22 protein-coding genes and 2 tRNA genes are annotated in these 24,049 nt (G+C 71.9%); 10 read left to right on the forward strand and 14 right to left on the reverse strand.

What is annotated here, in order from left to right; genetic code table 11:
* Positions 1 to 21: 21 nt before the first annotated feature.
* The 6 genes from ACTWJ8_RS20520 to ACTWJ8_RS20545 all read left to right on the forward strand — a co-directional run bounded on the left by ACTWJ8_RS20520 (position 22) and on the right by ACTWJ8_RS20545 (position 6,139).
* Positions 22 to 957, forward strand: coding sequence for a bifunctional MaoC family dehydratase N-terminal/OB-fold nucleic acid binding domain-containing protein (locus tag ACTWJ8_RS20520; protein WP_356386742.1), 936 nt, complete (start codon positions 22 to 24; stop codon positions 955 to 957).
* Position 958: 1 nt separating this feature from the next.
* Positions 959 to 2,038: an acyl-CoA dehydrogenase family protein gene (locus tag ACTWJ8_RS20525; protein ID WP_443259959.1), complete on the forward strand. Its 1,080-nt coding sequence runs from the start codon at positions 959 to 961 to the stop codon at positions 2,036 to 2,038.
* The gene (locus ACTWJ8_RS20530; RefSeq protein ID WP_356386333.1) at positions 2,035 to 2,454 is read left to right on the forward strand and encodes a MaoC family dehydratase; all 420 of its coding nucleotides are present in this window, start codon (positions 2,035 to 2,037) and stop codon (positions 2,452 to 2,454) included. The genes ACTWJ8_RS20525 and ACTWJ8_RS20530 overlap by 4 nt, the downstream gene beginning before the upstream one ends.
* A complete protein-coding gene (locus ACTWJ8_RS20535; RefSeq protein ID WP_443259960.1) occupies positions 2,451 to 3,617 on the forward strand; it encodes a lipid-transfer protein in 1,167 nt (388 codons plus the stop codon). Before ACTWJ8_RS20530 ends, ACTWJ8_RS20535 begins: the two co-directional genes overlap by 4 nt.
* 169 nt (positions 3,618 to 3,786) lie before the next feature.
* The gene (locus ACTWJ8_RS20540; protein ID WP_356386328.1) at positions 3,787 to 4,365 is read left to right on the forward strand and encodes a SigE family RNA polymerase sigma factor; all 579 of its coding nucleotides are present in this window, start codon (positions 3,787 to 3,789) and stop codon (positions 4,363 to 4,365) included.
* Between the two features lie 121 nt (positions 4,366 to 4,486).
* Positions 4,487 to 6,139: a long-chain fatty acid--CoA ligase gene (locus ACTWJ8_RS20545; protein WP_356386325.1), complete on the forward strand. Its 1,653-nt coding sequence runs from the start codon at positions 4,487 to 4,489 to the stop codon at positions 6,137 to 6,139.
* An 85-nt stretch (positions 6,140 to 6,224) separates the two neighbouring features.
* Here ACTWJ8_RS20545 and ACTWJ8_RS20550 read toward each other — a convergent pair whose 3' ends face one another.
* Both ACTWJ8_RS20550 and ACTWJ8_RS20555 read right to left on the reverse strand, forming a co-directional pair.
* Positions 6,225 to 10,619, reverse strand: a complete 4,395-nt coding sequence (locus ACTWJ8_RS20550; protein WP_443259961.1) for a PAS domain-containing protein — start codon at positions 10,617 to 10,619, stop codon at positions 6,225 to 6,227.
* A 194-nt stretch (positions 10,620 to 10,813) separates the two neighbouring features.
* Complete coding sequence (locus ACTWJ8_RS20555) at positions 10,814 to 11,251, reverse strand: SSI family serine proteinase inhibitor (protein WP_356386319.1); 438 nt, start codon at positions 11,249 to 11,251, stop codon at positions 10,814 to 10,816.
* Positions 11,252 to 11,414: 163 nt separating this feature from the next.
* Here ACTWJ8_RS20555 and ACTWJ8_RS20560 point away from each other — a divergent pair.
* From ACTWJ8_RS20560 to ACTWJ8_RS20570, 3 genes are all read left to right on the forward strand, one after another.
* Positions 11,415 to 11,505 (forward strand) — tRNA-Ser (locus ACTWJ8_RS20560).
* A gap of 67 nt (positions 11,506 to 11,572) precedes the next feature.
* Positions 11,573 to 12,352 carry a phosphotransferase gene (locus ACTWJ8_RS20565; RefSeq protein ID WP_443259962.1) on the forward strand — a complete coding sequence of 260 codons (780 nt, stop codon included), beginning with the start codon at positions 11,573 to 11,575 and terminating at the stop codon, positions 12,350 to 12,352.
* 131 nt (positions 12,353 to 12,483) lie between these two features.
* A tRNA-Arg gene (locus tag ACTWJ8_RS20570) sits at positions 12,484 to 12,556 on the forward strand.
* Between the two features lie 81 nt (positions 12,557 to 12,637).
* Here ACTWJ8_RS20570 and ACTWJ8_RS20575 read toward each other — a convergent pair.
* From ACTWJ8_RS20575 to ACTWJ8_RS20590, 4 genes are all read right to left on the reverse strand, one after another.
* Positions 12,638 to 13,912, reverse strand: coding sequence for a tyrosine-type recombinase/integrase (locus ACTWJ8_RS20575; RefSeq protein ID WP_443259963.1), 1,275 nt, complete (start codon positions 13,910 to 13,912; stop codon positions 12,638 to 12,640).
* Positions 13,912 to 14,109, reverse strand: a complete 198-nt coding sequence (locus ACTWJ8_RS20580) for a helix-turn-helix domain-containing protein (RefSeq protein WP_443259964.1) — start codon at positions 14,107 to 14,109, stop codon at positions 13,912 to 13,914. Before ACTWJ8_RS20580 ends, ACTWJ8_RS20575 begins: the two co-directional genes overlap by 1 nt.
* 489 nt (positions 14,110 to 14,598) lie before the next feature.
* On the reverse strand, positions 14,599 to 16,074 hold the full coding sequence (locus ACTWJ8_RS20585) for an ATP-binding protein (RefSeq protein WP_443259965.1): 1,476 nt from the start codon (positions 16,072 to 16,074) through the stop codon (positions 14,599 to 14,601).
* Between the two features lie 6 nt (positions 16,075 to 16,080).
* Positions 16,081 to 16,968, reverse strand: coding sequence for a bifunctional DNA primase/polymerase (locus tag ACTWJ8_RS20590; RefSeq protein WP_443259966.1), 888 nt, complete (start codon positions 16,966 to 16,968; stop codon positions 16,081 to 16,083).
* A 127-nt stretch (positions 16,969 to 17,095) separates the two neighbouring features.
* Here ACTWJ8_RS20590 and ACTWJ8_RS20595 point away from each other — a divergent pair, with 127 nt between their 5' ends.
* Entirely contained in the window at positions 17,096 to 18,124 is a 1,029-nt protein-coding gene (locus ACTWJ8_RS20595; RefSeq protein ID WP_443259967.1) for a hypothetical protein, read from the forward strand.
* 75 nt (positions 18,125 to 18,199) lie between these two features.
* Here the strand turns inward: ACTWJ8_RS20595 and ACTWJ8_RS20600 are convergent, their stop codons facing one another.
* From ACTWJ8_RS20600 to ACTWJ8_RS20635, 8 genes are all read right to left on the reverse strand, one after another.
* Positions 18,200 to 18,646, reverse strand: coding sequence for a hypothetical protein (locus tag ACTWJ8_RS20600; RefSeq protein WP_443259968.1), 447 nt, complete (start codon positions 18,644 to 18,646; stop codon positions 18,200 to 18,202).
* Positions 18,647 to 18,825: 179 nt separating this feature from the next.
* Positions 18,826 to 20,913 carry a plasmid transfer protein TraB gene (gene traB / locus ACTWJ8_RS20605; RefSeq protein ID WP_443259969.1) on the reverse strand — a complete coding sequence of 696 codons (2,088 nt, stop codon included), beginning with the start codon at positions 20,911 to 20,913 and terminating at the stop codon, positions 18,826 to 18,828.
* A gap of 15 nt (positions 20,914 to 20,928) precedes the next feature.
* Positions 20,929 to 21,534, reverse strand: a complete 606-nt coding sequence (traA, locus tag ACTWJ8_RS20610; protein WP_443259970.1) for a plasmid transfer protein TraA — start codon at positions 21,532 to 21,534, stop codon at positions 20,929 to 20,931.
* Between the two features lie 17 nt (positions 21,535 to 21,551).
* On the reverse strand, positions 21,552 to 22,067 hold the full coding sequence (locus ACTWJ8_RS20615; protein WP_443259971.1) for a hypothetical protein: 516 nt from the start codon (positions 22,065 to 22,067) through the stop codon (positions 21,552 to 21,554).
* A 79-nt stretch (positions 22,068 to 22,146) separates the two neighbouring features.
* Complete coding sequence (locus tag ACTWJ8_RS20620) at positions 22,147 to 22,395, reverse strand: hypothetical protein (RefSeq protein ID WP_443259972.1); 249 nt, start codon at positions 22,393 to 22,395, stop codon at positions 22,147 to 22,149.
* 11 nt (positions 22,396 to 22,406) lie between these two features.
* Positions 22,407 to 22,787: an RRQRL motif-containing zinc-binding protein gene (locus ACTWJ8_RS20625; protein ID WP_443259973.1), complete on the reverse strand. Its 381-nt coding sequence runs from the start codon at positions 22,785 to 22,787 to the stop codon at positions 22,407 to 22,409.
* Complete coding sequence (locus ACTWJ8_RS20630) at positions 22,787 to 23,668, reverse strand: DUF2637 domain-containing protein (protein ID WP_443264946.1); 882 nt, start codon at positions 23,666 to 23,668, stop codon at positions 22,787 to 22,789. The genes ACTWJ8_RS20625 and ACTWJ8_RS20630 overlap by 1 nt, the downstream gene beginning before the upstream one ends.
* Positions 23,669 to 23,670: 2 nt before the next feature.
* Positions 23,671 to 23,940, reverse strand: a complete 270-nt coding sequence (locus tag ACTWJ8_RS20635) for a DUF6284 family protein (protein ID WP_443259974.1) — start codon at positions 23,938 to 23,940, stop codon at positions 23,671 to 23,673.
* Positions 23,941 to 24,049 lie beyond the last annotated feature (109 nt).

Raw genomic sequence — 24,049 nt, forward strand, 5'->3', positions numbered from 1 at the left:
GGAGTTGCGGGACAGGAGTTCATGGGCCACGAGCCCTTGGCGTACGAGAAGTTGAGGACCTTCGAGGGGCGGGTCGCGGCCACCGAGGCCGAGGGCAAGGACCCGGTGAACGCGCCGATGATCCGGCACTGGTGCGAGGCCATGGGCGACACCAACCCCGCGTACCAGGGTCCGGACGCGATCGCGCCGCCGACCATGCTGCAGGCCTGGACGATGGGCGGGCTCTCCGGGTACGAGGGGCGCTCGCCGGCCCACGACGAGCTGTTCGCGCTGCTCGACGGCGCGGGGTACACGTCGGTCGTCGCCACGGACTGCGAGCAGGAGTACCTGCGGCCGCTGCGGCCCGGCGACGCGATCACGTACGACTCGGTGATCGAGTCGGTCTCGCCGCTGAAGACGACGAAGCTGGGCACGGGGCACTTCGTCACGACGCGGATGAACGTGCGGGTGGACGGCGAGCTGGCCGGCACGCACCGGTTCCGCATTCTGAAGTACACCCCGGCGAAGCGGAGTTCACCCAAGGAGGCGCCCAAGGAGGCGCCCAAGAAGGGCGGGAGCCGCCGCCCGCGCCCCGTGATCAACAGGGACAACGCCGGCTTCTGGGAGGGCGTCGCCGAGCACCGGCTGCTCATCCAGCGCTGCCGCGCGTGCGAGACGTTGCGCTTCCCCTGGCTCCCGGGGTGCAACACGTGCGGCGGCCAGGAGTGGGACACCGTCGAGGCGAGCGGCGAAGGCGCCGTCTACAGCTACGTGGTCATGCACCACCCGCCGTTCCCTGCCTTTGACCCCCCGTATGCGGTGGGGCTCGTCGAGCTGGCGGAGGGCGTGCGCATGGTGAGCAACGTGGTGGGTGTGCCGCCCGACAAGGTGCGGATCGGGATGCCCGTACGCCTCGAGTTCCTCGCCGTGGACGACGAGCTGGAGCTGCCTGTCTTCCGTGTCGTCGAGGAGGCGTGACATGGACTTCACCCCCACCCCCGAGCAGGAGGCGGCGCGGGACCTCGCCGCGCGGATCTTCGGCGATCTGTCCACGCCCGAGCGGCTCGCGGGCCTCGGCGGCGGCACGGACGGCGAGCTCTGGAAGGAGCTGGGCGCGGCGGGCCTGCTGGGCGCCGTGGAGGAGACCGGGCTGCTCGGGCTCGTCCTGATGCTGGAGGAGCAGGGCAGGACGACGGCTCAGGTGCCGTTCGCCGCGAGCTGCGTGTACGGGCTGCTCGCGGTCGCGGCGCACGGCACGGAAGGACAGCGGGAGCGGCTGCTGCCGGGGTTCCTCGACGGTTCGGCCGTGGCGTGCGGAGCGCTGCCCGCGCGCGGTGGCATCGTGGTGGACCCGCTGCCGGACGGGCGGGCGCGGCTGAGCGGGGCGGTGCCGTGGGTGCCGTGGCTGCGGGACGCCACGCACGTCCTGGTGGCGGTGCGCGGCGGAACCGGAAGTGATGTCCACAGCCTGTGGATGGCGCGGGCCGAGGACGCCGGGTGTGAGCCGGTCGAGCTGACGGCGCCCTGGTCCGCGGGGCGGCTCGTGCTCGAAGGGGCGGAGGCCGAGCGGATCGGCGGGCCCGAGGCGTACGCGGACGTGCTCGCGGTCGCGCGGACCGCGTTCGCCGGGCTGCAGGCCGGGGTCTGCGCGGGATCGCTGGCCAGAGCCGTCGACCACACCAATGAGCGGGAGCAGTTCGGCAGGCCGCTCGCCGCCAAGCAGGGAGTCCAGCTCCGGGCCGCCGAGGCGTACATGGACATCGAGGCGATCCGGGTCACCGCGTACGAGGCGGCCTGGCGGCGCGACGCGGGGCTCGGCCACGACAGCCACGCGCTGACGGCCGCCTGGTGGGCATCGGAGGCGGGCAAGCGGGTCGTGCACACCGGCCAGCATCTGCACGGCGGCATGGGCGCCGACCTGGACCACCCGGTGCACCGGCACTTCCTGTGGGGCCGGCAGCTGGACGGCTGTCTGGGCTGCGGGCCCGAACTCCTGGAGGAGCTGGGCGGACTGATCGCTTCGGGAGCGGTCGCGGGCGACGGAGGGGAGGCCGCGTGAAGGGCGGCACAGGGCGCGGTGCGAAGGTCGGGGACGAGCTCGAGCCCCTGACGATCCCGATCACACGGACGCTGATCGTCTCCGGGGCGATCGCGTCCCGCGACTACCAGGACGTGCACCACGACGCGGAGTTGGCGCACCAGAAGGGCTCCCCCGACATCTTCATGAACATCCTGACGACGAACGGCCTGGTGGGGCGCTACATCACCGACCACTTCGGCCCCGACGCCGTGCTGCGCAAGGTGGCGATACGCCTTGGTGCGCCCAACTACCCGGGCGACACCATGGTGTTGACCGGTTCGGTCACGGAGGTCGAGGGGGACACGGCGCAGGTCAGGGTCGTCGGCAGGAACGGCCTGGGCAACCACGTCACCGGCACGGTCACCGTCAGCACCCCCGAAGGGAGCGCGGCATGAGCGTGCGCGAGAAGGACCGGCTCGGCGGGCGGGCCGCGATCGTCGGCATCGGCGCCACGGAGTTCTCCAAGGACTCGGGGCGCAGCGAGCTGAAGCTGGCCGTGGAGGCGGTGCACGCGGCGCTCGACGACGCGGGCCTGTCCCCCTCCGACGTCGACGGCATGGTCACGTTCACGATGGACACCAACCCGGAGATCACCGTGGCGCAGGCCGCGGGCATGGGGGAGCTGTCCTTCTTCTCCCGGGTGCACTACGGGGGCGGCGCGGCCTGCGGCACCGTGCAGCAGGCCGCCCTCGCGGTGGCGAGCGGCGTCGCTGACGTCGTGGTCTGCTACCGCGCCTTCAACGAGCGCTCGGGCCGGCGCTTCGGTTCGGGCGTGCAGCACAGGGAGCCGTCGGCGGAGGGCGCGGCGCTCGGCTGGAACCTGCCGTTCGGGCTGCTCACCCCCGCCTCCTGGGTCGCGATGGCGGCGCAGCGCTATCTGCACACGTACGGGCTGACCCCCGAGGCGTTCGGCCATGTCGCGGTGACCGACCGGAAGTACGCGGCGACGAACCCGGCGGCGTACTTCCACGGCAAGCCGATCACGCTCGCCGACCACGCCGCTTCCCGCTGGATCGTCGACCCGCTGCGGCTGCTCGACTGCTGCCAGGAGACGGACGGCGGGCAGGCCATCGTCGTGACCAGCGTGGAGCGGGCCCGCGATCTGCCGAACCCGCCCGTGGTGATCAGGGCGGCGGCGCAGGGCGCGGGCCGGGCGCAGGAGCAGATGACGAGCTTCTACCGCGACGATCTGACGGGCCTGCCCGAGATGAGCGTCGTGGCCCGGCAGTTGTGGCGCACGGCGGGCATCGGGCCCGACGACATCGACGTCGGTATCCTCTACGACCACTTCACGCCGTTCGTGCTCATGCAGCTCGAGGAGTTCGGCTTCTGCCCGCCGGGGGAGGCGGCCTCCTTCGTGGCGGAGGAGCGGCTGCCGCTCAACACGCACGGCGGGCAGCTCGGCGAGGCGTATCTGCACGGCATGAACGGGATAGCGGAAGGCGTGCGCCAGGTGCGGGGCACGGCGGTGAACCAGATACCCGGCGCGGCGACCACGCTGGTCACGGCGGGCACCGGCGTTCCCACATCGGGCCTGGTCCTGGGCGCGGACGGCTGACCCGGGGGCGTGGTCCCCGGGTGGAGGTCAGGGCCGTCCCCCAAGGGGCCCCGCCCCCGGCTCCACCTTCAGGAGGTGGGGGCAGCACCCCTCGTACAACCTGAGGCGGACGCCGCTTCGGGACCTCCGGCCGATCCCCGGAAGTAGGGGGCGCTCATAGCGTGGAGCCATGACCGCAACCCTGGCGCTCGTCCGCAGCAGCGCACCCGAGGCCGCGCAGCGCACCCAGCCCGCGCCGCGCCCGGCACCCGCGACGTACCCGTCCTTCGCGTCGTACGTCCGGGCCCGCCAGCCCGTGCTGCTGCGCACCGCCCGGTCGTTGACGTCGAACCCCTGTGACGCCGAGGACCTGTTGCAGACCGCGCTCACCAAGACGTACGTCGCGTGGGACCGGATCGAGGACCACAGGGCGCTCGACGGCTATGTGCGCAGGGCCCTCCTGAACACCCGCACCTCGCAGTGGCGCAAGCGCAAGGTCGACGAGTTCGTCTGCGACGAGCTGCCCGAGCACCGGGAGACCCCGGCGGGCGACCCGGCCGAGCAGCAGGCGCTGCACGACGCCATGTGGCGCGCCATCACGAAGCTGCCCGCCCGGCAGCGGGCGATGGTCGTCCTGCGGTACTACGAGGACCTGAGCGAGGCCCAGACGGCCCAGGTGCTGGGCGTCTCCATCGGCACCGTGAAGAGCGCTGTGTCGCGCGCGCTCGGCAAGCTCCGCGAGGATCCGGAACTGCGGCACACGGCGTGACCAGCGGCGCTCCCCGAGTGATTCGGTGATCGATCATTCCCGGAAGTAGTGACATACCGAGTGGTATGCAGTGAGAATCGGCGGAACCCTACTGCTCCGTAGCGCCCACCGGGAGGACGCCGTGCTGAGCACGATGCAGGACGTACCGCTGACCGTGACCCGCATTCTCCAACACGGCGCGCGGGTGCACGGTTCGTCCCAGATCACCACGTGGACCGGCGAGGGCGAGCCGCACCGCCGCAGCTTCCGCGAGGCCGCCGAGCGTGCCCACCGGCTCGCGAACGCCCTGCGCGACGACCTCGGAGTCCGCGAGGACGACCGCGTCGCCACCCTCATGTGGAACAACGCGGAGCACGTCGAGGCGTACTTCGCCGTGCCCTGCATGGGCGCGATCCTGCACACGCTCAACCTGCGGCTGCCCGCCGATCAGCTCGCGTGGATCGTGAACCACGCGGCCGACAAGGTCGTCCTCGTCAACGGCTCGCTGCTCCCGATGATCGCCCCGCTGCTCTCCAAGCTGCCGACGGTCGAGCACATCGTGGTCTCGGGCCCCGGCGACCGCTCCGTCCTCGACGGCGCCTCCGCCCAGGTCCACGAGTACGAGGAGCTGATCGCGGACAAGCCGGCCACGTACGACTGGCCCGAGCTCGACGAACGCCGGGCCGCCGCCATGTGCTACACCTCCGGCACCACCGGCGACCCCAAGGGCGTCGTCTACTCGCACCGCTCCATCTACCTGCACTCCATGCAGGTCAACATGACGCAGTCGATGGGCCTCACCGACGCCGACACCTCGCTCGTCGTCGTCCCGCAGTTCCACGTGAACGCCTGGGGCCTGCCGCACGCCACGTTCATGACCGGCGTGAACATGCTGATGCCGGACCGCTTCCTGCAGCCCGCGCCGCTCGCCGAGATGATCGAGTCCGAGCGCCCCACGCACGCCGCCGCCGTCCCCACCATCTGGCAGGGCCTGCTCGCCGAGCTGACCGCCAAGCCGCGCGACGTCTCCACGCTCACCCAGGTCACCATCGGCGGCGCCGCCTGTCCGCCCTCGCTGATGAAGGCCTTCGACGAGCTGGGCATGCGGGTCTGCCACGCCTGGGGCATGACGGAGACCTCCCCGCTCGGCACGGTCGCCCGTCCCCCGGCCCAGGCCGCCCCGGGCAGCGAGGAGGAGTTCGCGTACCGGCTCACGCAGGGCCGCTTCCCGGCCGGTGTCGAGGGGCGGCTCACCGGCCCCGGCGGCGAGGAGCTGCCCTGGGACGGGGAGTCCGCGGGCGAGCTGGAGGTACGGGGGCCGTGGATCGCGGGCGCGTACTTCGGCGGCGCCGACGGTGAACCGATGCGCCCCGAGGACAAGTTCAGCGAGGACGGCTGGCTGAAGACCGGCGACGTCGGCACCATCAGCCCCGACGGCTTCCTCACGCTCACCGACCGCGCCAAGGACGTCATCAAGTCCGGCGGCGAGTGGATCTCCAGCGTCGACCTGGAGAACGCCCTGATGTCCCACCCCGACGTCGCCGAGGCCGCCGTCGTCGCCGTTCCCGACGACAAGTGGGGCGAGCGCCCGCTCGCCACGGTCGTCCTGAAGGAGGGCGCGAGCGCCGACTTCGAGACGCTGCGCGCGTTCCTCGCCGAGAAGGTCGCCAAGTGGCAGCTCCCCGAGCGCTGGACGATCATTCCCACGGTCCCGAAGACCAGCGTCGGCAAGTTCGACAAGAAGGTGCTGCGCAAGCAGTACGCGGACGGGGACCTGGACGTCACGAAGCTCTGACGGCCTGTTTCACGTGAAACGGGGGCGGCCCGAAAGGGCCGCCCCCGTCCGTGTGTTGAGGCCGTCGAGGCTCAGGACGCTCGGGTCAGTTGGTACCGATCTTCGCCAGTACGTCCACGATCCGGCCCTGCACCTCGGCGCTCGTCGAACGCTCCGCCAGGAACAGCACCGTCTCCCCCGCCGCGAGCCGCGACAGGTCCGTGTGGTCGACGGCGGCGGTGTAGACGACGAGCGGCGTGCGGTTCAACTGCCCGTTCGCGCGCAGCCAGTCGATGATGCCGGCCTGGCGGCGCCGCACCTGGAGCAGATCCATCACCACGAGGTTCGGCCGCAGCTCGGAGGCGATGGCCACCGCGTCCGCGTCGTTCGCGGCCCGCTCGACCTGCATCCCGCGCCGCTCCAGCGTCGCGGTCAGGGCGAGCGCGATCTCCTCGTGCTCCTCGATCAGCAGCACGCGCGGCGGGTGCTGCTCGCTGTCCCGCGGGGCGAGCGCCTTGAGCAGCACGGCCGGATCGGCGCCGTACGCGGCCTCGCGCGTGGCCTGGCCGAGGCCCGCGGTCACCAGGACCGGCACCTCGGCCGCGACGGCCGCCTGCCGCAGCGACTGGAGCGCGGTCCGCGTGATCGGCCCGGTCAGCGGGTCCACGAACAGGGCGGCGGGGAACGCCGCGATCTGCGCGTCGACCTCCTCACGGGAGTGCACGGTCACCGGGCGGTAGCCGCGGTCGCTCAGCGCCTGCTGCGTCGCCATGTCCGGCGCGGGCCAGACGAGGAGACGGCGCGGGTTGTCGAGCGGCTCCGGAGGCAGCTCGTCGTCCATCGGCATCGGCTGCGGCCGGTTGGCGACCTCGACGGCGCCCCCGGGGCCGTCCAGCGGCTCCGGGCCCTCGACGCCGTCCTGCTCGGGCGCGCCGATCGCGTAGGCGCGACCGCTGCCCTCGGAGGCGTTCGAGAGGAGCGGCGGCTGCGGGTGCGGCCTGGCCTGAGTGCCGTGGGCGGGCGTGGCCTGCGCAGGCGTGCCCGGGGCGGGGGTGCCCTGCGCCGGAGTGGCCTGCGGGGGCTGCGGCGCGGCGGTGCCGGGCTGCTCCTGGCGCTCCTGCCGGTTGCCGAGCTTGCGGCGCCGCCCGGAACCGCCGAGCGTGCCCGAGCCGCCCTGCGTCTGGCCCTGCTGGGGCGCGGGCGCGGGGGCCGCGTTCGGGCGCGGCGGGGCCTGCGGCGGGAGCGGCTGGACGGGGGGCTGCGGCTGTGCCTGTGCCTGGGCTTGTGCCTGTTGCTGGCGCTGGCGGGCGGCGGCCTGGCGTCCGAAGGGCACGCCCTGGCCGAGCGTGCGCACGCTGAAGGCGCGGCCCTGCGTCGAGTTGGTGTCCCCGGCCGGGGCCTGCGGCTGCGGCGGCTTCGGGGCCTCGGCGGGCAGGGGCTGGGCCTGCGGGGGCAGCGGCTGGGGCTGCGGCTGCGGGGCGGGCTCGGGGGTCTCCGGCTCCTGCTCCTCCGGCGCCTCCGCTGCCGGGGCGGGCATCGGGGCGCTCTGGGGCTGCGCCGCGGGGGCGGGCACGGGTTCCGGGGTCTCGGGCGCCTCGGCCGGCTCGGGGGCCTGCGCCGGGGCCGCCGGGGCCGCCGGGGCCGCCGGGGCCGCTTCCGGCGCGGCGGGCTGGGGCTGGGACTGGGGCGCGGGCTGCGGCTTGGCCTCCGCCTGGGGCGCGGCGGGCTGCTCCCCTGTCTGCTCTCCTGCCTGTCCCGTGGCCTGGTCGTCGTCCTGCGGCGCGGCGACCCCCGGAGCCTCCGGAGCGGTCTCCGGCGGCAGGGCGAAACCGGCGCCACCCGTCGGGGCCTGCGGGGCCGTCGGCGTACCGAGGGCAGGCGTGGGCTGGGCCGGGTGCGGCTGCGGCGGCGTGTGGTCGGCGGCCGGATGCGCCTCAGCGGTGTCGTGCTGGTGCGCCTCGTCCGGCAGCGGGAGGGGCTGCGGCTGCGGCGCGGGGGCCTCCGGGGCAGCGGCCTGCGTCAGGTCACCGGACGCGGCGGCCGGCTGCGCCTCCGCGGGCTGTGCCTCAGGCCCCGGCGCGCGGTCGGCCGCGGCGGGCGGCAGCGCGAACACCTCGCGCGGCCCCGACTGCTGCTGGTTCGCGGCCTCCTGCGCGGCACGCAGCGCACGCCGCGCCCGTCGGCCGGTGGGCTGCTGGGCGGCACCGGCCAGTTCCAGTTCACCCTGCGCCGCTTCGGCACCGCTCTCGGGGGAGGGCGCGGACGGCAGCGCGGGCAGCGCGGCCTGCTCGGGGCGCCCGGCGCGACGGGCCCTGCGCCCGGTCGGCGCGGGCACGCCCTGCGGCGGAACGGTGTCGCCCAACGCCGGGGAGCCAGAGCTGTGTTCGGCCGACGTCACCACGGAGCCCTGGGCAGCGGCTGCCGCCTCCTCCTGGGCGGGACGGCCACGCCTGCGGCCCGTGCCGCCGGACGGGGCGGGCTGCTGCCCGCCGCCCGTGACGCTGCTCTCCAGGAACGCGTCCGTGGAGCGTGTCGCGGCCCGCCGCGCCCTGCGGCGCCCGCCGCCACCGCCGGTGGCCTGCGCGGGAAGGTTCGGGCTCGCCTCGGGGGACGCGTCCTGCGAATCGGCGGCCTCGGCGCCCTCGACGGGCACGTCCGCGGGCGTCTCTACCGGGGCCTCTTCGGGCGCGGGCGGGGGAACGGCGCCCGCGCCCGCCCCCGTACCGATCGGCACCTCCAGGACGTACGCGCTGCCGCTCATCCCCGGCACCTCGTGCGTCTGGAGCACGCCGCCGTGCGCCCGCACGATGCCCTGCACGATCGGGCCGTGCACCGGGTCGCCGCCCGCGTACGGGCCCCGTACCTCGATGCGCACGTTCGAACCGCGCTGCGCGGCGGCGACGACCACGGTCGAGTCGACGTAGCCGGAGGTGGCGGGCGTCCGGGCGTTGCCGGTCGCGTCGATCCCGGCGACGTCGGCGATCAGGTGGGCGAGCGCGGTCGCGAGTCGACCCGCGTCGACCTCGGCCTCGATCGGCGGCGCGTGCACGGCGAACTGCACCCGGCCGGGGCCGATCAGCTCGACGGCACCGTCGACACCCGCGGCCACGACGGCGTCGAACATGACGTTCGTACGGGAGAGCAGCGAACCGCCCTCGTCCAGCGTCTGGTACGCCAGCACGTTGTCGACCAGCGTCGTCATCCGCGAGTAGCCGGCGGCCAGGTGGTGCAGCACCTGGTTGGCCTCGGGCCACAGCTGGCCCGCGTCGTCGGCGGCGAGCTGGCTCAGCTCGTGCCGCAGCTCGTCCAACGGACCGCGCAGCGACTGCCCGAGGACGGCCAGCAGCTGCGAGTGGCGCGCGGCCAGCGCCTCGTAGCGGTCCTTCTCGCGCTCGGCGAGGGCGGCGCCGCGCTCCTTCTCGGCGGACAGCTCCTCGGCGTGCTGCTCGCGGACGGCGGCCAGTTCGCCGGTCAGCTCCTCGCGCACGGAGGCCAGCTCGGAGCCCAGTTCTTCGCGGACCCGGTCGAGCTCGGCGGCGCTTTCCTCGGTGACCCGCCGCAGTTCGGCGGCGCTCTCCTCGGTGATGCGGCTCAGCTCGGCCGCGTGTTCCTCGCGCTCCTTCTCGGCGGCCTCGTCGCGGCGCGCGATCTCCTCGGCGTGCTCGACGGTCAGCTTCTCGACGGAGCGGCGGTCGGCGAACGTCATGACGGCGCCGACCAGTTGGTCGCCGTCGCGAACCGGGGCCGTCGTCATGTCGACGGGCACCTTGGCGCCGTCCTTCGCCCACAGCACCTGGCCGCGCACCCGGTGCTTGCGACCGGAGCGCAGCGTGTCGGCGAGCGGGGACTCCTCGTACGGGAACGGTTCTCCGTCCGGACGCGAGTGCAGGATCAGGGGGTGCAGCTCCTGGCCGCCCAGGTCGCTGGCGCGGAAGCCGAGGATCTGCGCGGCGGCGGGGTTGACGAGGACGATCCGGCCGTCGGTGTCGGTCCCGACGACACCCTCCGAAGCGGCCCGCAGGATCATCTCGGTCTGCCGCTGCGAACGGGCCAGTTCGGCCTCGGTGTCGACGGCGCCCGACAGGTCGCGCACGACGAGCATGAGCAGCTCGGAGCCGTTGTAGCCCTGGCCGCCGCCGGTGCCGTACGGGTCCACCGCGTCGCGTGCGCTGTCGGCGAGATTGGCGGAGGTCACCTCGACGGGGAACTCGCTCGCGTCGGTGCGCCGCGCGGTCATCCGCGTCGGCTTGGTCCGCCCGCGTTCGTCGGTCACGGTGTCCGGCCGGCGCATGGAGCCGGGGATCAGCCGCGAGTCGAACTCGGGCAGGAGGTCGAGCAGGCCGCGCCCCACGAGTGCCGTGCCCGGAGCCTCGAAGGACTCCAGGGCGATGGAGTTGGCGTTGACCACGGTTCCGTTGGTGTTGACGAGCAACAGCCCGTCCGGAAGCGCGTCAAGTATGGCTGCGAGGCGAGCAGCGCCTCGGGATGGCCTGCTGCTCACGACGACGGTTCCTCCCTGGTTACTGCGACTTGCCGACCGCGCGGACCCTCCTGCGACGTGGCCCACGGCGTATCACGGGAGGGAGTCTACGGGCAGTGGTCGGACGAGCGGCGCCGGATGCGACGGAGCCCACGTAGAGGATGTGGGGATCCCGAGCGGGCCGCGTCACGACCCTGTGACCACGGGACCCTGGGTCACGGCCCCGTCGCAGGCAGCACGGGCTCGATCCGCTGCCACCGGGAGATCTCGCAGCCGTTGCTCAGCGCGTACGAGGAATCCACCGGACGGCCGTGCCAGTTCCCCGTGATGCGGGCGGTGGCGGGTCCTCCGTACTGCATGGTGCAGCGCGCGTCGTCGGCCACGGGGGCGAACGGGTCGATGCCCTGCGCCTCCAGCTCGTCGAGCCGCCCGCAGGCCGCGGCGGGATCCGTGTGCGTCCCGCCGACCGGCCTGCAGTCCAGCTCGTACGTTCCGTCGCTGCCGTTCTCCGAGTCGGAGACGGTGACGGTCAGGCGGTCGAGCCCGCCGACGGGGTCCGTGTCCGCGGTGGCGGGCGTGGCGGTGAGCAGGGCGAGGGGGCCGACGACGGTGGCGACGGAGCCGAGGACGCGGGAAGGGATGCGCATGAACATGCCGTGCTCAACGCCCGACCCCGTCCCGACGTTGCGCCCGACACCCAGGCTTTGCCCTGTGGCCTGCCCGCCTAGTACCGTGGGGGGCGATTGGTGACGCGGCGTTCAGCTGTGTCATCATCTGCACGCACCCACTCGCGCACCGCGCGGGAGGGACTGTGCTGGAGGCGTCGCCTAGTCCGGTCTATGGCGCCGCACTGCTAATGCGGTTTGGGGTTTACCCCCCATCGAGGGTTCAAATCCCTCCGCCTCCGCCCTCACCCAGGGAGCCCGAGTCTCATGACACGGGCTCCCTGAGTCGTTTCCGGGCCGGCACAGTCGATGTCATGGCATGCGACGGACTGCCGGGCCGTCTCGTGCCTCGCCGCGCAGAGCCGGCTGGCCGAGCGGGGCTTTCCGTGCCCCCGGCCGCTCACGCCCGTGGTCGGCGTTGGCGCGCCGGCCGTGCACGCCGAGGAGTCCCGGCCCGGCGGCGAACCGCTGCGCGGCAACTCGCCCGACATCGCCGCGCGCTACGCGGAGGTGTTCGCGCGTCTTATGGCCGAACTCGCCGACGCGACCGTGGCACCGCCGCTGCCGAACCCGCGTTGGGTGCGCTGGGACCACACGGACGCGGGCACGTGGCCGGCTCTCGACTTCCTGGACGAGCGGGACCAGAGTGCCGTACCCGCGTACGTCGTCGAGGCGGCCGACCGGGCCCGGACACGACTGCTCGCCACCGAGTTGCCATGCGTCCTCGGCCACGCCGACTTCGAGGCGCAGAACCTTCGCTGGCGTGATGGTGAGCTGTGGGCCGTGCACGACTGGGACAGCCTGGCGTGGCAGCCGGAGGCGGCGCTCGTGGGAGCGGCGTCCGGGGCGTTCAGCAGTGAGTCGCCGCCGACGCTGGCGCCGGTCGAGAGTTCTGCCGCGTTCCTGGCCGCTTATGAGGAGGCCCGGGGGCATGGGTTCACCGCGGAGGAGCGGGAGATCGCGTGGGCGGCCGGTTTGTGGGTCGCGGTGCACAACGCTCGTTGGGAAGCGTTGCACGGCGACCCCCCGAACTGCGGCGATGCCGTGCGGCTCCAAGCCGGTGAGCGGCTTGCCCGAGCGGGGGGCTAGGAGCGTTTTTGCAGGTCAGAGGGGGTGGGGGAATCGGATTTCACATGGCGGCGGCAGTCATGTAATGTTCTTCTTGTCGCCGGGACGGGCCGAAAGGCCGGGAACGGAGACAACAAATAAAGAAAGAACAAGCACTCGTAGCTTAACGGATAGAGCATCTGACTACGGATCAGAAGGTTGCAGGTTCGAATCCTGCCGAGTGCACACAGGTCAAAGGCCCCGCCGGTTCTCCGGACGGGGCCTTTGACATCAGCGGGTGACATCAACGCGGCCGGAAAGCCGCTCTCAGTCGCCCTTCTCCTCCCCCTCTGGACCCTGCTCGGGGTCATCGAGATTCAGCGCGTCGTCCATGCGCTCCGCTGCGGCCCGCAGCGTCGTGTCCATCACGTGCGCGTAGGTGTCGAGCGTCATCGTGATCGTGCTGTGCCCGAGCGTTTCCATGATCGTGCGAGCGTCCACACCCTGTGAGAGCAGGAGCGAGGCGCAGGTGTGGCGCAGGTCGTGAACGCGCACCCGCCGCAGGTTCGCGTCCCGGCACAGGATGGTGAGCATGCGGTTCAGGCTCCGGGGGTCGGTCACGCGCCCGGTGACCGTGGTGAAGATCAGTCCTTCCGGCTGACCGGGCGCAGGCTGCCACTTTTTCCCCGCCACCTTGCGCTCCCGCTCCTGTTGCTCACGATGCTGAGTGAGCGCCCGCACGAGGTGCCGGGGTAGCGGAACCGTGCGGATGGAACGCGTGGTCTTAGGTGTCCCGAATAGGAGCTCCCGCCGGATGCGCTGCACGTTGCGTCGCACTCGGAGCTGGCCGTTCGTGAGGTCGATGTCCGACCAGGTGAGTCCGAGCGCTTCGCCTCGGCGCAGGCCCGTGGAGACGAGCAGGAGCCACAGCGCGTACAGCCGGTGGGGGCGAGCCGTCTTGAGCAGGAGCCGTACTTCAGCGGGGTCCAACGGTCGTACCTCCTTGGGCGTGACGGTCGGCGTCTCGACGATGCGCGCGACGTTCCGCGCGATCAGCTCCTCGCGCATCGCCTGCTGGAGTGCGGACCGCAGCACCGCATGGATGTACTGCACCGTCCGCGCGGAGGGGAGGCGCTTGCAGCACTTGCCCACGGCGCAGCACCCGCGCTTGTCCTCGGGGCGCTCGTAGTCGGCGCCGCGCAGGCAGCACAGGCAAGAACTCTTGAACGTCGTGAGAAAGCGCCGGATGTCTGCCGGAGACAGTCGGTTCAACCGCTTCTTGCCGAGTGCCGGCCGGATGTAGAGGCGGGCCAACCCCTCGTAGCTGTTCAGGGTTGAGGGCTTGAGTCGCTCCGGGGCGATGATGGCGAGCCAGTAGGTGAGGTAGTCGCCGAACGCCATCGTGGACGACGCAGCGGGGATGCCCTGGCGGGTCTTCTCTTGCAACTCCGTGAGCTTGTCGGCCACTTCCTCCCGGGTCTTGCCGTAGACGAACTTCCGCGTTCGCGTCCCGTCGGGGCGGTAGACGTAGGCGGCGGCCTGGAAGCGTCCGTCCTTGCGCTTCGTGATGGTTCCTTCGCCGTTGGCGCGTCGCTTGGCCATCAGGCAGCTTCCTCCAATCGGTCGCGCATGTAGGCGCGCAGGCTGTCGACCGGGATGCGGCGGGCCCGCCCGATCGTGATGCTGTGGAGTTCGTTCGAGCGGATGAGGTCGTAGACCTTGAAGCGACTGATGCGCAGGGCCTTCATGACCTCAGGGACGGTGAGGGCTTCGGGGGCCGCGGCTTTGGCTGTGTGCACGTGGCTGCCTCCGGGAGTGGCAGAGTCTGCGAGTGAAGGTGGTTAGCGGGGCTGGCCCACGCGTGTGTCCGAGGTGGAGATTTCTGCGTCACCGCGTCACCTGCGTCACCATCGACCTTTGACCTGCGGTTTTGTGGTGACGCAGGCGTTTGGGAGCGTGTCACCGGTGACGCAGGCGCGCCGTCATCGGTGACGCGGGTGACGAACGGTGACGCAGGATTCGGCGGTCTGCGTCACCACCGTTCCGGCAGGTCCGGGGCCGTTTTCCGTCCCGTGGTGACGCGGGTGACGCAGGGTCTCTTTCCTTAGGACAAGAGAGGGGGTGTCTGTTGGTAGTGCGCGCTTGCGCGAGTGAAAAGCGAAGGGCGTAGAAGGAGCCGCTTCGCGGCACGACCTTCGGGCGGCGGCGAGCCGCCGAACTGCAAGAAGAGCACTACCGGCGCGGCGTGCTCTTCTTGCTCCTGAGGGCCGGCCGCTGCTGCCCGCGGGTCAGAACACCTGCTCCTGCTCGGGCTCGGGCGGCGCGGGCGGGCGGGTCATCTCGATGTAGCGGGCCGTCTTGGTGCGGCCCCAGTCGATGAACACGCCGCGGGCGGCGAGGGTGGGCTGTAGGCGTTTGAGGCGGTCGGAGAGCACCTTGCCCGTGGTGGGCCAGCCCTTCGGGAGGGGACGGCAGTCCTCCCCGACGTAGAGCCGTGTGAGGTTGTACAGCCACTCCGCCGACGTCATCCGCTCCTCTCCGCCCGGTTCGATGCCAGCGGCGTGCTGGAGAACGGTCTGCGCGAGCAGGTCACCCTCGATCACGTCGTCGTTGAGGTCGTCCAGGCTCCGCCGGTACGCCTCCAGCGCCCCGAAGCCGGTGGCGGCATCGAGCTGCGCGCACAGGTGGGCGAAGTCCGCCATGCGCAGGTCGGTGGGGATCTCGGCATCGGCCGCGCGGACCTTGACCGTGAGGTCCAGGAGGGAGCCGAGGACGACGGGAAGGATCTCCTCGTACTCCGCCCACAGCTCCGCCTCCGTGCGCCGCACCTTGGGCCGCTCCAGGCGGAGCGGCAGGAGCCGTTCGGCGAGGTCGGGGCGGATGACGCCGACGTCGATCCCGGTCATGAGCAGGGGGCGGCGGTAGCGGGCCCGCACCACGTCTCCGTCGGTGTAGAGGGCGCGTTTGACGTTCTCCGCTCCGGTGACGATGCAGCACATCGCGTCCGACAGGTCCGGGGTGAGGTGGGAGAGGTTGTCGAGCGCGGTGACCCAGCCGGCGGCCACGGCCGCGGTCAGGTTCTCCTCGTCCTTCGGGGCGCGGCGCAGGTCTCCGCTCATTCCCTCGATGATCCGCACCAGCATCCGGCCGCCGGTCGACTTGCCCGCGCCCTGCGGCCCGGTCAGGAACGGCGCCGGCACCGGCACGGACGGACCGAGACAACCGATCAGCCACGCGAGAGCGAGGCATTCGGTCTCCGCGCCTGCGAAGTTGCACAGCCGCAGCAGCAGGTCGATGCCCTTTCCCTCGGTGTCCTTCGCGGGCAGGGGGAGTTCGCCGGTGAGCTGGGTGCGCCGCCAGCACACCTCCGCCGGGTCGGGTACGGCGATGTCCCAGCCGGTGGGGTGGATGCGGACCGACTGTCCGTCGTGGCGCCCCAGGTCCAGCCACGTGGACCCGTCGAAGCCGGGCGCGACGCGGATGTGCACGGCCTGCGTCTCCTCGGTCAGCGCGAGCGCTTCGATCAGGTCCAGCGCCTCCTTGAGGGCGGTGCCGTTGAAGACGCCGCATCCGTCCCTAAACAGTCCGACCATGAGTTCCTGGCGGTGGCTGCCGGTGGTGCCCTGCGAGCGGATCGGGCGGGCGACGGGGTGGCCGTTGCGCTGGGCGTACACGGTCCCGTCGGCGGTGCGGAAGTAGCGGAAGTGGGCCTGGGCGTAGTCGGCGATGACCTCGCGGGCCGGGGTCTTGTCGTCGTCAGACATGCGTGGTCACAGTCCCAACCGGGTACGGGCGTTATTCCACGCCTCCGTGCAATGCCGCGCCGACTCGCCCTTGGCCTGCGCGGCGGTGAACAGCCGGGCGACATGCGCGTCGGTGAGACAGCCGCACCGGCCGTGCGTGGACAGCACGGCGAGGAACGTGGCGTAGACGGTCGCGTGCACGCCGCCGGTGGCGCCGGCGATGCGCTGCTCCGCCATGGCGAGACCCCGCTCCAGAAACGTCGGCGTGCGATGCCGGCACTGCCCGCCGCCGGCCGCAGCGAGCCCGGCGACTGCCTGCGGCATCGGTCGGGCCGTGGCCGACTCCTTCACGACGAGGGCGCGCACGGCGTCCGGTAGGGGAGCCATATCGCCGGTGCCGAAGCCGAGCCAGCGGGCGTAGGACATCGTGGATTTGATGTCCACGCCCGGGCGCACGCCGTTGGCGGACTGCATTCGCCCGCGGTAGAACCAGTGCTCCCCGCGGGTGGTGGGCACGGTCTGGGTTGCCGGTAGGTTCTCGCGGGCCCAGGCGATCGCATCGGCGTCGTCGAGGTCGACCACGGTCAGCCCGCCTCCGCCGGGGTGGTAGGCGACCGCCGCGGCCATCGCCCATGCGCGCCGCCACGGTCGGGAGTTGATGACGTCCGGATCGGTGGATGCGGCAGCCCATGCATGGCAGGGGGCCGGGCACTGGCAGGGGCCGGGGGACTTCATGTTCGGCCGGCCGCCGCACGCATTGCCAGCGCATCGGGGGCAGTTGCCAAACGGCACCTTCCCGGCTCGCAACGGCAGGGCCGGGAAGCCGGAGGCCGCGAGGTCGAGGGCGGTGTAGTGGTGCTCGTTCATGCCGTACCGGTGCAGGCGCTCTCGCCGGATGTCGGCAGGTTGCGTCATGCTGGATTCCTCCAGTTCTCTGGTGAGTGCTGGCTGACAAGGGCGGCCCCGCGACTTTGGCGAGACGAGGGGGCCGCCTTTGGCTTGTCCAGGAGCGATGTCAGTGGTGGGTCGTACTGTCCTGGGCATGCCGAATGAGGAACTGCAGTTGATCCCGGGAACGACCATCACTACGCGCGCTGAGGTACAGGAGGCCTACGGCGGAGCCGATCAGGGTGGGATCGTGCCCGCTGTCCGCTCGAGCCGCGTGTTCGTCTACTCCGACCACGAGTCCGGCGCGCAGTACGGCTACACCTTCGATGGGCGCGCGGCAGACGATGAGTTCGGGCCGCTGTTCCTCTACACCGGTGCTGGCACCGTCGGAGACCAGCACCTCGGTGGCGTCAACGGCTCCCTGTTGAACCACGCGGCTCATGGCCGCGAGGCGCACTTGTTCGTTGCCGATGGCTTCGTTGAGGGCACGCGAACCAAGTGGCAGCGCTACATCGGACAGGTGGTTGTTGATCCGATCGAGCCGTTCGAGGTGCGCTGGAACCATGACTCTGAGGGCAACTTGCGTCGTGTCGTGGTTTTCAGGCTTCGCGCGGCACCTGGGCACACGCTGGTCTTCGATGCGGCAGATTCCGCACCGATGGCTCCCGGTGGTGTAGAAGTTGCTCCGCCCGGTGCCGAAGGCGAGCAGCACCTGTGGTCCAAGTTTGGTGCCGCACTTGCGGTGACGCCGGGCATAGCTCCCCCGGAGAAGCTTGCTACTGACGAGACCCTCCGCTCTGTGTTGGCAGCTGAGCGCCAGGTGGTTCAGCGCGAGGCGCTGCTGCGGACTCGCTTTGAGGCGTTCTTGGAGGCACAGGGACACGAGTACGGTCGTCTTCGCCTGCCGGTGGAGGGACGCATGTTGCGCACGGACACCTACGACCAGACCGGCAACGTCTTGTACGAGGCGAAGGGTCGCGCTGATCGTGAGGCGGTCCGGCTCGCTGTCGGGCAGTTGCTCGACTACCGGCGTCATGCCGCCCGCTACGTAGACGAGGGGCTGAAGTCGGCCGTCCTGCTCCCGGAAGACCCGGGGCAGGATCTGCGAGACCTGATCGAGAGCTCTGGTCTTCATCTGATCTTCGCCGACGGAGAGGGGTTTTCGGGCTACCCGGTGGGATGACGCTCGAGGACCTACGGAGGTCGTTCTCTCTCGTCCCTTGGCGCGTGTGTCAGGTAGAACCGCGCGGCGACCTCATTAGCCGTGGAAGTGGTTGCGCTTGATGACGGCCTTGCGGATATTGACGACGGTGCCCCCGCCTCCGCCACGGTGGCCGAAGACGATGGCGGCGATGTAGCCGCCGAAGATGACCGCGGCCAGGATCATGAGTTGGTGGACCAGCGCGGCGAGCGCGGCGATGAAGGTGGCGGCGAGCGCGAGCCCGCCGCACACGCCGGCGAACCCGACGCCGGTGAGAGCGATGTTCACCGCCGTACGCGACACCGGCCGCGCCGCCGGCGCCTCGGGCAGCGGGGCTGGCGCGAGGCTGTAGCCGGTGACGACCCGCCCGTCGGGCAGCACGACCGACTGCACCGCGGACGCCGGCTGCACGGCCGGCACCGGCGCGGGCGCCGCGGACGTCGGGACGAGAGGGATCGGGTGGTGGACTTCCAGCGCGGCGGTGGGCCGCTCGGGGTGTGCCATGTGGGCTCCTGGTTCCGGGCGCGCGGGCCCGCACCCCGCGAGGGTGCGGGCGGGCGCGCGCATGGGTGTCAGGCAGGCGTCAGGCGCTGTCAGCGTGAGGCGTCACGCGTTACTGACAGCGCCTGTGCCTAGGGGTTTTGGTGTCAGACCGCCGTGACGGTGTCAGGCGGTGTCAGGTGTCAGGCGGCCGTCAGGATCGGCTCCGGGCGGGGGACGATGCGCCACCGGCCGGTGGTGTTCGTCGGCTCCAACCGGCCCTCCATGGCGGCCTCCTTGAGACGCGCGGAGACCCAGGGGCGGGACAGACTGTTGCGGTCGCACCAGTCCATGAAGTCCTTCGGACCGACGATCATCTGTCCCTGCTGCTCGAACTCGGAGAGCGCGGCGGCGAACAGCCGGCGGGCCTCCTCCGGGGACGGCTTGCGCCCGGTCTCCGCGCCGAACAGCGGCTGCTCGTCGCCGGGCTGGGCGTCGGGCAGCTCCTGCTCGGGGTCGATGTCGGCGTCCTCGGGGTCCACGAGGAGTTCGTAGAGGCTGTCGTCCATGGCGTCCTCCTCCGCCTCGTACGGCGCCGCATGGCGGCCCGCACCGGCCGCGGGTGCCGTGGTGTCCGCGTCGGCGCCGGAGCGGCCGGTGTAGTGCGTGCCGGCGACCGCGGTGGCCGCCTTGGCGGTGTGGGCATCGGCGTGTGCGCCGTTGGCCTGCGCCCACGCGGCGAGCTGTTCCATGGCGGGCACGGCCCGCACGGTGAACTGCTGTGTGCGGCCCGGCGAGGGGTAACGGCCCTCGTCGATGCCCGGGGAGACGACGTAGCAGTAGCCGGGGCGGCGGTTGCCCCAGGCTCCCGGGTGGGCGCCCTGGTCGATGACCGCATCCGGCAGCGAGAACCCCTCGTCGCGCGGGTCGCAGCCCAGCGCGACGACCGAGGGCAGCGACGCCCGCGTGCTCGTCGACATCTGGTCGTACGAGGGGCGCTGCAGCGAGACCACCAGCGAGATACCGGCGGAGCGGGCTTCCTGCGCGATCCCGGTGAACGCGTCGTCCCCGAGCGCGCGCAGCGTGTTCGCGGCCTCCTCCATCCACGTGACCAGGAAAGGCATGCCGGGGCAGCCGCACGCCCGACCGTCGGTGCGGCAGGTGTGGGCGGGGTCGTTTTGGACGCCGGCGGCGGCCTGCGACCACTGCCGGTACCCGTGCTCACCCAGCCACTTGGTGCGCATCGGGATCGCCGTCTCGACGGCCTTGACCATGATTTCCGTGCCGGTGCCGCCCTCAACGGCCCAGTCCAGGGCGGGCTTGAGCGCGCCGAAGTCCTGGAACATCTTCGGATCCGACATCCACACGATCACGTCACGCCGCGACAGGATCTCGGTCAGCAGGTTCAGCGCGGCGTCGCCCTTGCCCGACCCGGACTGGCCCGCCACGAGCACGTGCGTGCTGTTGCGGCCCTTCTCCGGATCGCCGGGCAGCCACAGCATGAGCGGGGCGCCGTCGTCGTAGCGGCCGATGACCAGCGGATCCGCGATCGAGCCGCCCACGCTGGACGGGCCGACCCACTGCACGGTCTCGGCGAGCATGTCCTCGGGGACGATAACCAGCTCCCCGCGGCGCGCGGAGTCCGGGCTCGGTACGTAGCGCGTCGCGCTGGTGGGCAGGTCGAGGGCGGAAGCGAGGCGACCGAGCGCCTTGGTCACGTCCTCGTTGGTCTGCTCACCGGGCGAGAGGGCGAGCGGGGCGGAGACCCGGTTGGCCTCCACCTTCGCCGCCCCGATCTTCGCCCGCGCCAGCCCGATCTTCTCCAGCAGCCCCGCATCCGAGCCCTCACCAGAGCCATCGGGGTTGTGCCGCATGAACTGGCGCACGTTCCACGAGACCGCCACCGCCGGACCCGCCATCAGATACAGGTCATCGAGCGGGCCCGCGGAGGGGCCGGCGAGGCAGGCGGCGGTGAGCCAGCCGGAGCCGAGCGCGGTCGTGATGGCGGAGTGGATGCGCCGCTGCTTGCTGGTTGTCTTCCCGATCACATACGCGCCCGCGGTCACCGCCACCGAGGTGAGGGTGAGGCCGGTGGCGGCGGGCACGCTGTCGGCCCACTTGAGGTGACCGAGCAGCCCGGCCAACCCGATGCCGCCCATGCCCAGCCACGGCGGAAGATGGGGCTTGGCCCGGTGGAGCAGGTACTTGCCCACGCCGCCGGTGTCGGAGCCGCCCTGAAGGCGTGCCTCGAGCAGCTCGGCGAGCTGCTGCTGCGCATCGCGCTCAACCATGATGTCGTGCCTCCTCTACTGCTGGGCCCAGTCCATGCGCGGCCCCTGCGGGCGCCGCGCGCGGTGGCGGACGCGGTTGATCTCTTCCTCGTACTGCTGCTGGAACGTCGCGTAGGTGGCGGCGGCGTTCTTCGCCGCATCACGGGCGGCGTCCGCGGAGCGCTTGAGCTTGCGCGAGACCCGCATCGCGCGGATCCGCGAGCCGCCCAACCGGCCCTCCGGGTCCGGGACGGTCGAGAGCACGCCCTTGAGGATTTCGGCGCCCATGGCGACCTCGATCGAGAGCGACACGCACACCGCGCGCAGGTGGTTGCAGTAGTTGCGCACCTGCGCCGGCGAGGTGAACTCCGGGGCCGGCAGCAGGGCCTGCGAGTGCGGGCGACCGCCCCCGCCACCGATACCGATGTTGGCCTCGCCGCTACCGCGGTTGTTGTTGTAGGTGATGTTGATGGGCGGGGCGAACGAGCCGCCCATGGCGCCGATGAAGCCGCCCGCGGCGGCCCCGGCGTTGGCGAACTTGTTGGACTTGTTGCCGTTCTCGTCGATCAGCGGGCGGTTGCCGCGCTGCGCCTGCTGAGCACGGCGGTTCTGGGCGCGGTTGAAGGATCCGACGTCTGCCATCGGGGCATCTCCTCAGGTCAGCGGGTGCGGCGGACGATCAGCCACGTGGTCTGCGCGGCGGTGGCGGTCAGCAGCCACAGCAGCGGGAGCGGGCCCGCGAGCGGCCCGAAGCCGGCGGCGAGCGCCATCCAGGCCACCGCGGTCGTGGACAGCAGCGCGAGCCCGACCCGCCAGCCGAGCACGGAGCGCGTGGCGGCGGGGCGGCGGCGCTGCGTCACGAGCAGCCACACCAGCGGTCCCGCCGCGACCGGGGCGAGCAGCAGCCCGGACCACCAGGCCAGCGCGTGCAGGATCGCGGTCAGCGGGAACGCGGCGAGCGCGAGCGCGGTCGGGGCGATGGCGCGGCGGTGCTCCCACAGCGCCAGCCCGGCCCACTCGGCCAACCGGCGCGAAAGCGAGTGGCGTTCGGCCGGAACGACCACGACGAACGGCTGAGCGCGCCGGCCGGAACGGCGCTGGCGCGGCATCTTGATGACGGTGGCCCCGGCAGGAACCTTCGCGGCGCGGACACGGGACGAGGTACGAGACGACACAGCGAAACTCCCAGCTCAGATAGGGAAGTTGCCGAAAGAGGGGTCGGGGTGGGCGCGCGGCAGAGCGCGGCGCGCCAGCTCAGAACCGTTCGGGTCCGAGCGAGAAGAACAGCACGTTGAAGCCGCCGAAACCGAGCTGTCCCGCGATCTCCTCGCGGATCTTCGCGTACACCTGGGAACGCGTCATGACCTGCGGGTTGAAGCTGACCACGTTGGAACGCGTCATCAGCTCCCCGCGCGGGCCCTGCACGGTCGCCACGTAGAAGTACGGCACCATCCCGGACGCATCCGGCACAGGCGCGGGCGTGGACGTGGGGTCGCTGCTCACGAGAAGGCTCCTCACCGGGTTTGTTGGGCGTCGTGGCACAGCAGGCACATGCCGAGCGACGTCGGCAGGCAGTAGCTGTAGGTGATCTCGCAGACCGGGCAGGTGCGGCGGGCGAGCATCGCCAGCGCGAGCGCACCCCACTTCCGCGAGGTCATCGGCCGCACGGGCTTCGCCCGGTCCTCGCGGTAGAGGTAGGCGACCATCGCGCCGGACCTGCGGCCGCGGTGCCGCAGCATCAACTGCGCGCACACCTCCTGGCCGCCCGGGCGCAGCCCCTTCGCCCGCAGCTGTCGACGGGTGGCCAGACCGGGCGGCGCGTAGCGCCACGGGTAGGTCGGTATCCCGTACCGGGCGCCGGTGGGGTCGTAGCACTTGCTGTACGCCGTCGGCATCAGCCCGCCACCCCTTCGAGCGCCGGCTGGCCCGTCTCCTCGGCCGCCGTGGCGGCGCGTTCGGCGCGCAGCGCCTCGCGCAGACCGCGCGCCTTCTCCGGCGACGTGCGCACCGCCTTACGGATGCCCTCGGCGGTCAGCCGCGCATCCGGCCACTCCGCAGTCACGGACCGGGCCTCCGCGAGCAGTTCCTCGGGGGTACGGCGCGGGCGGGTCGACCGGGCCAGCTCCGGCACGCGACCGGTCGCCCGGCGCGCTCGACTCGACTCCGCGGCCACCGCCCGAACCGGCTCCCGACCAGTCGACGCCACGTCGACCGGTCCGTCCGACTCACCGGACGTGAGCGGCAGGGGATCGACCACCGCGGACACCGCCGGTTCGGCCGACCCGGCAACGTCAGAGGTAGACCGATTTGAATCGACCTGTGCCGTTTCCTGCATATTCGTGCTGTCGGCCGGACGGTGGTGCAGCACCTTGGCCACCAGGTCGGAGCCGAAGTAGATCGACCCGACCGGAAGCGACGTCGCGAGCAGCACCAGCAACCAGTTGGCCGGGTCCCAGTCGGCCAGTCGAGTCCAGTCGACCGATCGGCCGTGGAGCTCCGGCACGAGACCGTGCACGTAGTTGAGGACGAGCGAGGCGGCGGTGTAGGCGCCCAGCACCCGCAGCGCGAAGGTCCGGTCGCGGCCTGCGAGCACGAGCGTGGCGACCAGGGCCAGCGCCATCAGACCGTCGACGACGAACGGGTACAGCCGCGCCGCGGTGTCGTCCGCGCCGACTGCGTTCGCGATGTCGCGCAGCGCGTTCCAGGACACCCGGAACGCCATGCCGACGACGACCACCAGGGCCAGAACGAGGGCGGCCCGCCCCTTGCGATGCAGACTCACGCCGCACCGCCGGCGTAGCCGAGAGTGGCGGTCTGGTTGACCAGCTCGCAGCGCGCGGCCAGCGCCCGCCGGCGAGCACGGCGGATACGCCGCTCGTCCAGCTCGGTCGGCGTGCGGTCGAGGGTGGCGATCGTGGCGTCGAGCAGGTCGACGTCCGCGAGGATGACGGGCATCTCGCGCTCGATCGCGTCCAGTTCAGCGTTCGTGGGCTCCAGGTCCGGAGCAAACGCGGTAACAGCGTCCTGAACAGTGACGATGTGGTTCATGGGTCGTGTCTCCCTAGCAGTAGGTACGGCCCGAAAGCACCCCTCGGAGCGGCTACTCCGGGGGGTGCGCGCCGTTGAAGTCGGAAGTTCCCGGCTCCCCTCAGCGCCG

Origin of the sequence: Streptomyces sp. SDT5-1, from assembly GCF_052245995.1 — a bacterium.
GTDB lineage: Bacteria > Actinomycetota > Actinomycetes > Streptomycetales > Streptomycetaceae > Streptomyces.

What these genes read in the sequence shown, in the direction of transcription:
- ACTWJ8_RS20520 (WP_356386742.1), top strand. Translation starts at nt 22, where the DNA reads ATGGGCCACGAGCCCTTGGCGTACGAGAAGTTGAGGACCTTCGAGGGG.
- ACTWJ8_RS20635 (WP_443259974.1), bottom strand. Translation starts at nt 23,940, where the DNA reads ATGAACCACATCGTCACTGTTCAGGACGCTGTTACCGCGTTTGCTCCG.
- ACTWJ8_RS20595 (WP_443259967.1), top strand. Translation starts at nt 17,096, where the DNA reads ATGCCGAATGAGGAACTGCAGTTGATCCCGGGAACGACCATCACTACG.
- ACTWJ8_RS20585 (WP_443259965.1), bottom strand. Translation starts at nt 16,074, where the DNA reads ATGTCTGACGACGACAAGACCCCGGCCCGCGAGGTCATCGCCGACTAC.
- ACTWJ8_RS20565 (WP_443259962.1), top strand. Translation starts at nt 11,573, where the DNA reads ATGTCATGGCATGCGACGGACTGCCGGGCCGTCTCGTGCCTCGCCGCG.
- ACTWJ8_RS20575 (WP_443259963.1), bottom strand. Translation starts at nt 13,912, where the DNA reads ATGGCCAAGCGACGCGCCAACGGCGAAGGAACCATCACGAAGCGCAAG.
- ACTWJ8_RS20555 (WP_356386319.1), bottom strand. Translation starts at nt 11,251, where the DNA reads ATGTTCATGCGCATCCCTTCCCGCGTCCTCGGCTCCGTCGCCACCGTC.
- ACTWJ8_RS20535 (WP_443259960.1), top strand. Translation starts at nt 2,451, where the DNA reads ATGAGCGTGCGCGAGAAGGACCGGCTCGGCGGGCGGGCCGCGATCGTC.
- ACTWJ8_RS20590 (WP_443259966.1), bottom strand. Translation starts at nt 16,968, where the DNA reads ATGACGCAACCTGCCGACATCCGGCGAGAGCGCCTGCACCGGTACGGC.
- traB (WP_443259969.1), bottom strand. Translation starts at nt 20,913, where the DNA reads ATGGTTGAGCGCGATGCGCAGCAGCAGCTCGCCGAGCTGCTCGAGGCA.
- ACTWJ8_RS20540 (WP_356386328.1), top strand. Translation starts at nt 3,787, where the DNA reads ATGACCGCAACCCTGGCGCTCGTCCGCAGCAGCGCACCCGAGGCCGCG.
- ACTWJ8_RS20600 (WP_443259968.1), bottom strand. Translation starts at nt 18,646, where the DNA reads ATGGCACACCCCGAGCGGCCCACCGCCGCGCTGGAAGTCCACCACCCG.
- traA (WP_443259970.1), bottom strand. Translation starts at nt 21,534, where the DNA reads ATGGCAGACGTCGGATCCTTCAACCGCGCCCAGAACCGCCGTGCTCAG.
- ACTWJ8_RS20625 (WP_443259973.1), bottom strand. Translation starts at nt 22,787, where the DNA reads ATGCCGACGGCGTACAGCAAGTGCTACGACCCCACCGGCGCCCGGTAC.
- ACTWJ8_RS20525 (WP_443259959.1), top strand. Translation starts at nt 959, where the DNA reads ATGGACTTCACCCCCACCCCCGAGCAGGAGGCGGCGCGGGACCTCGCC.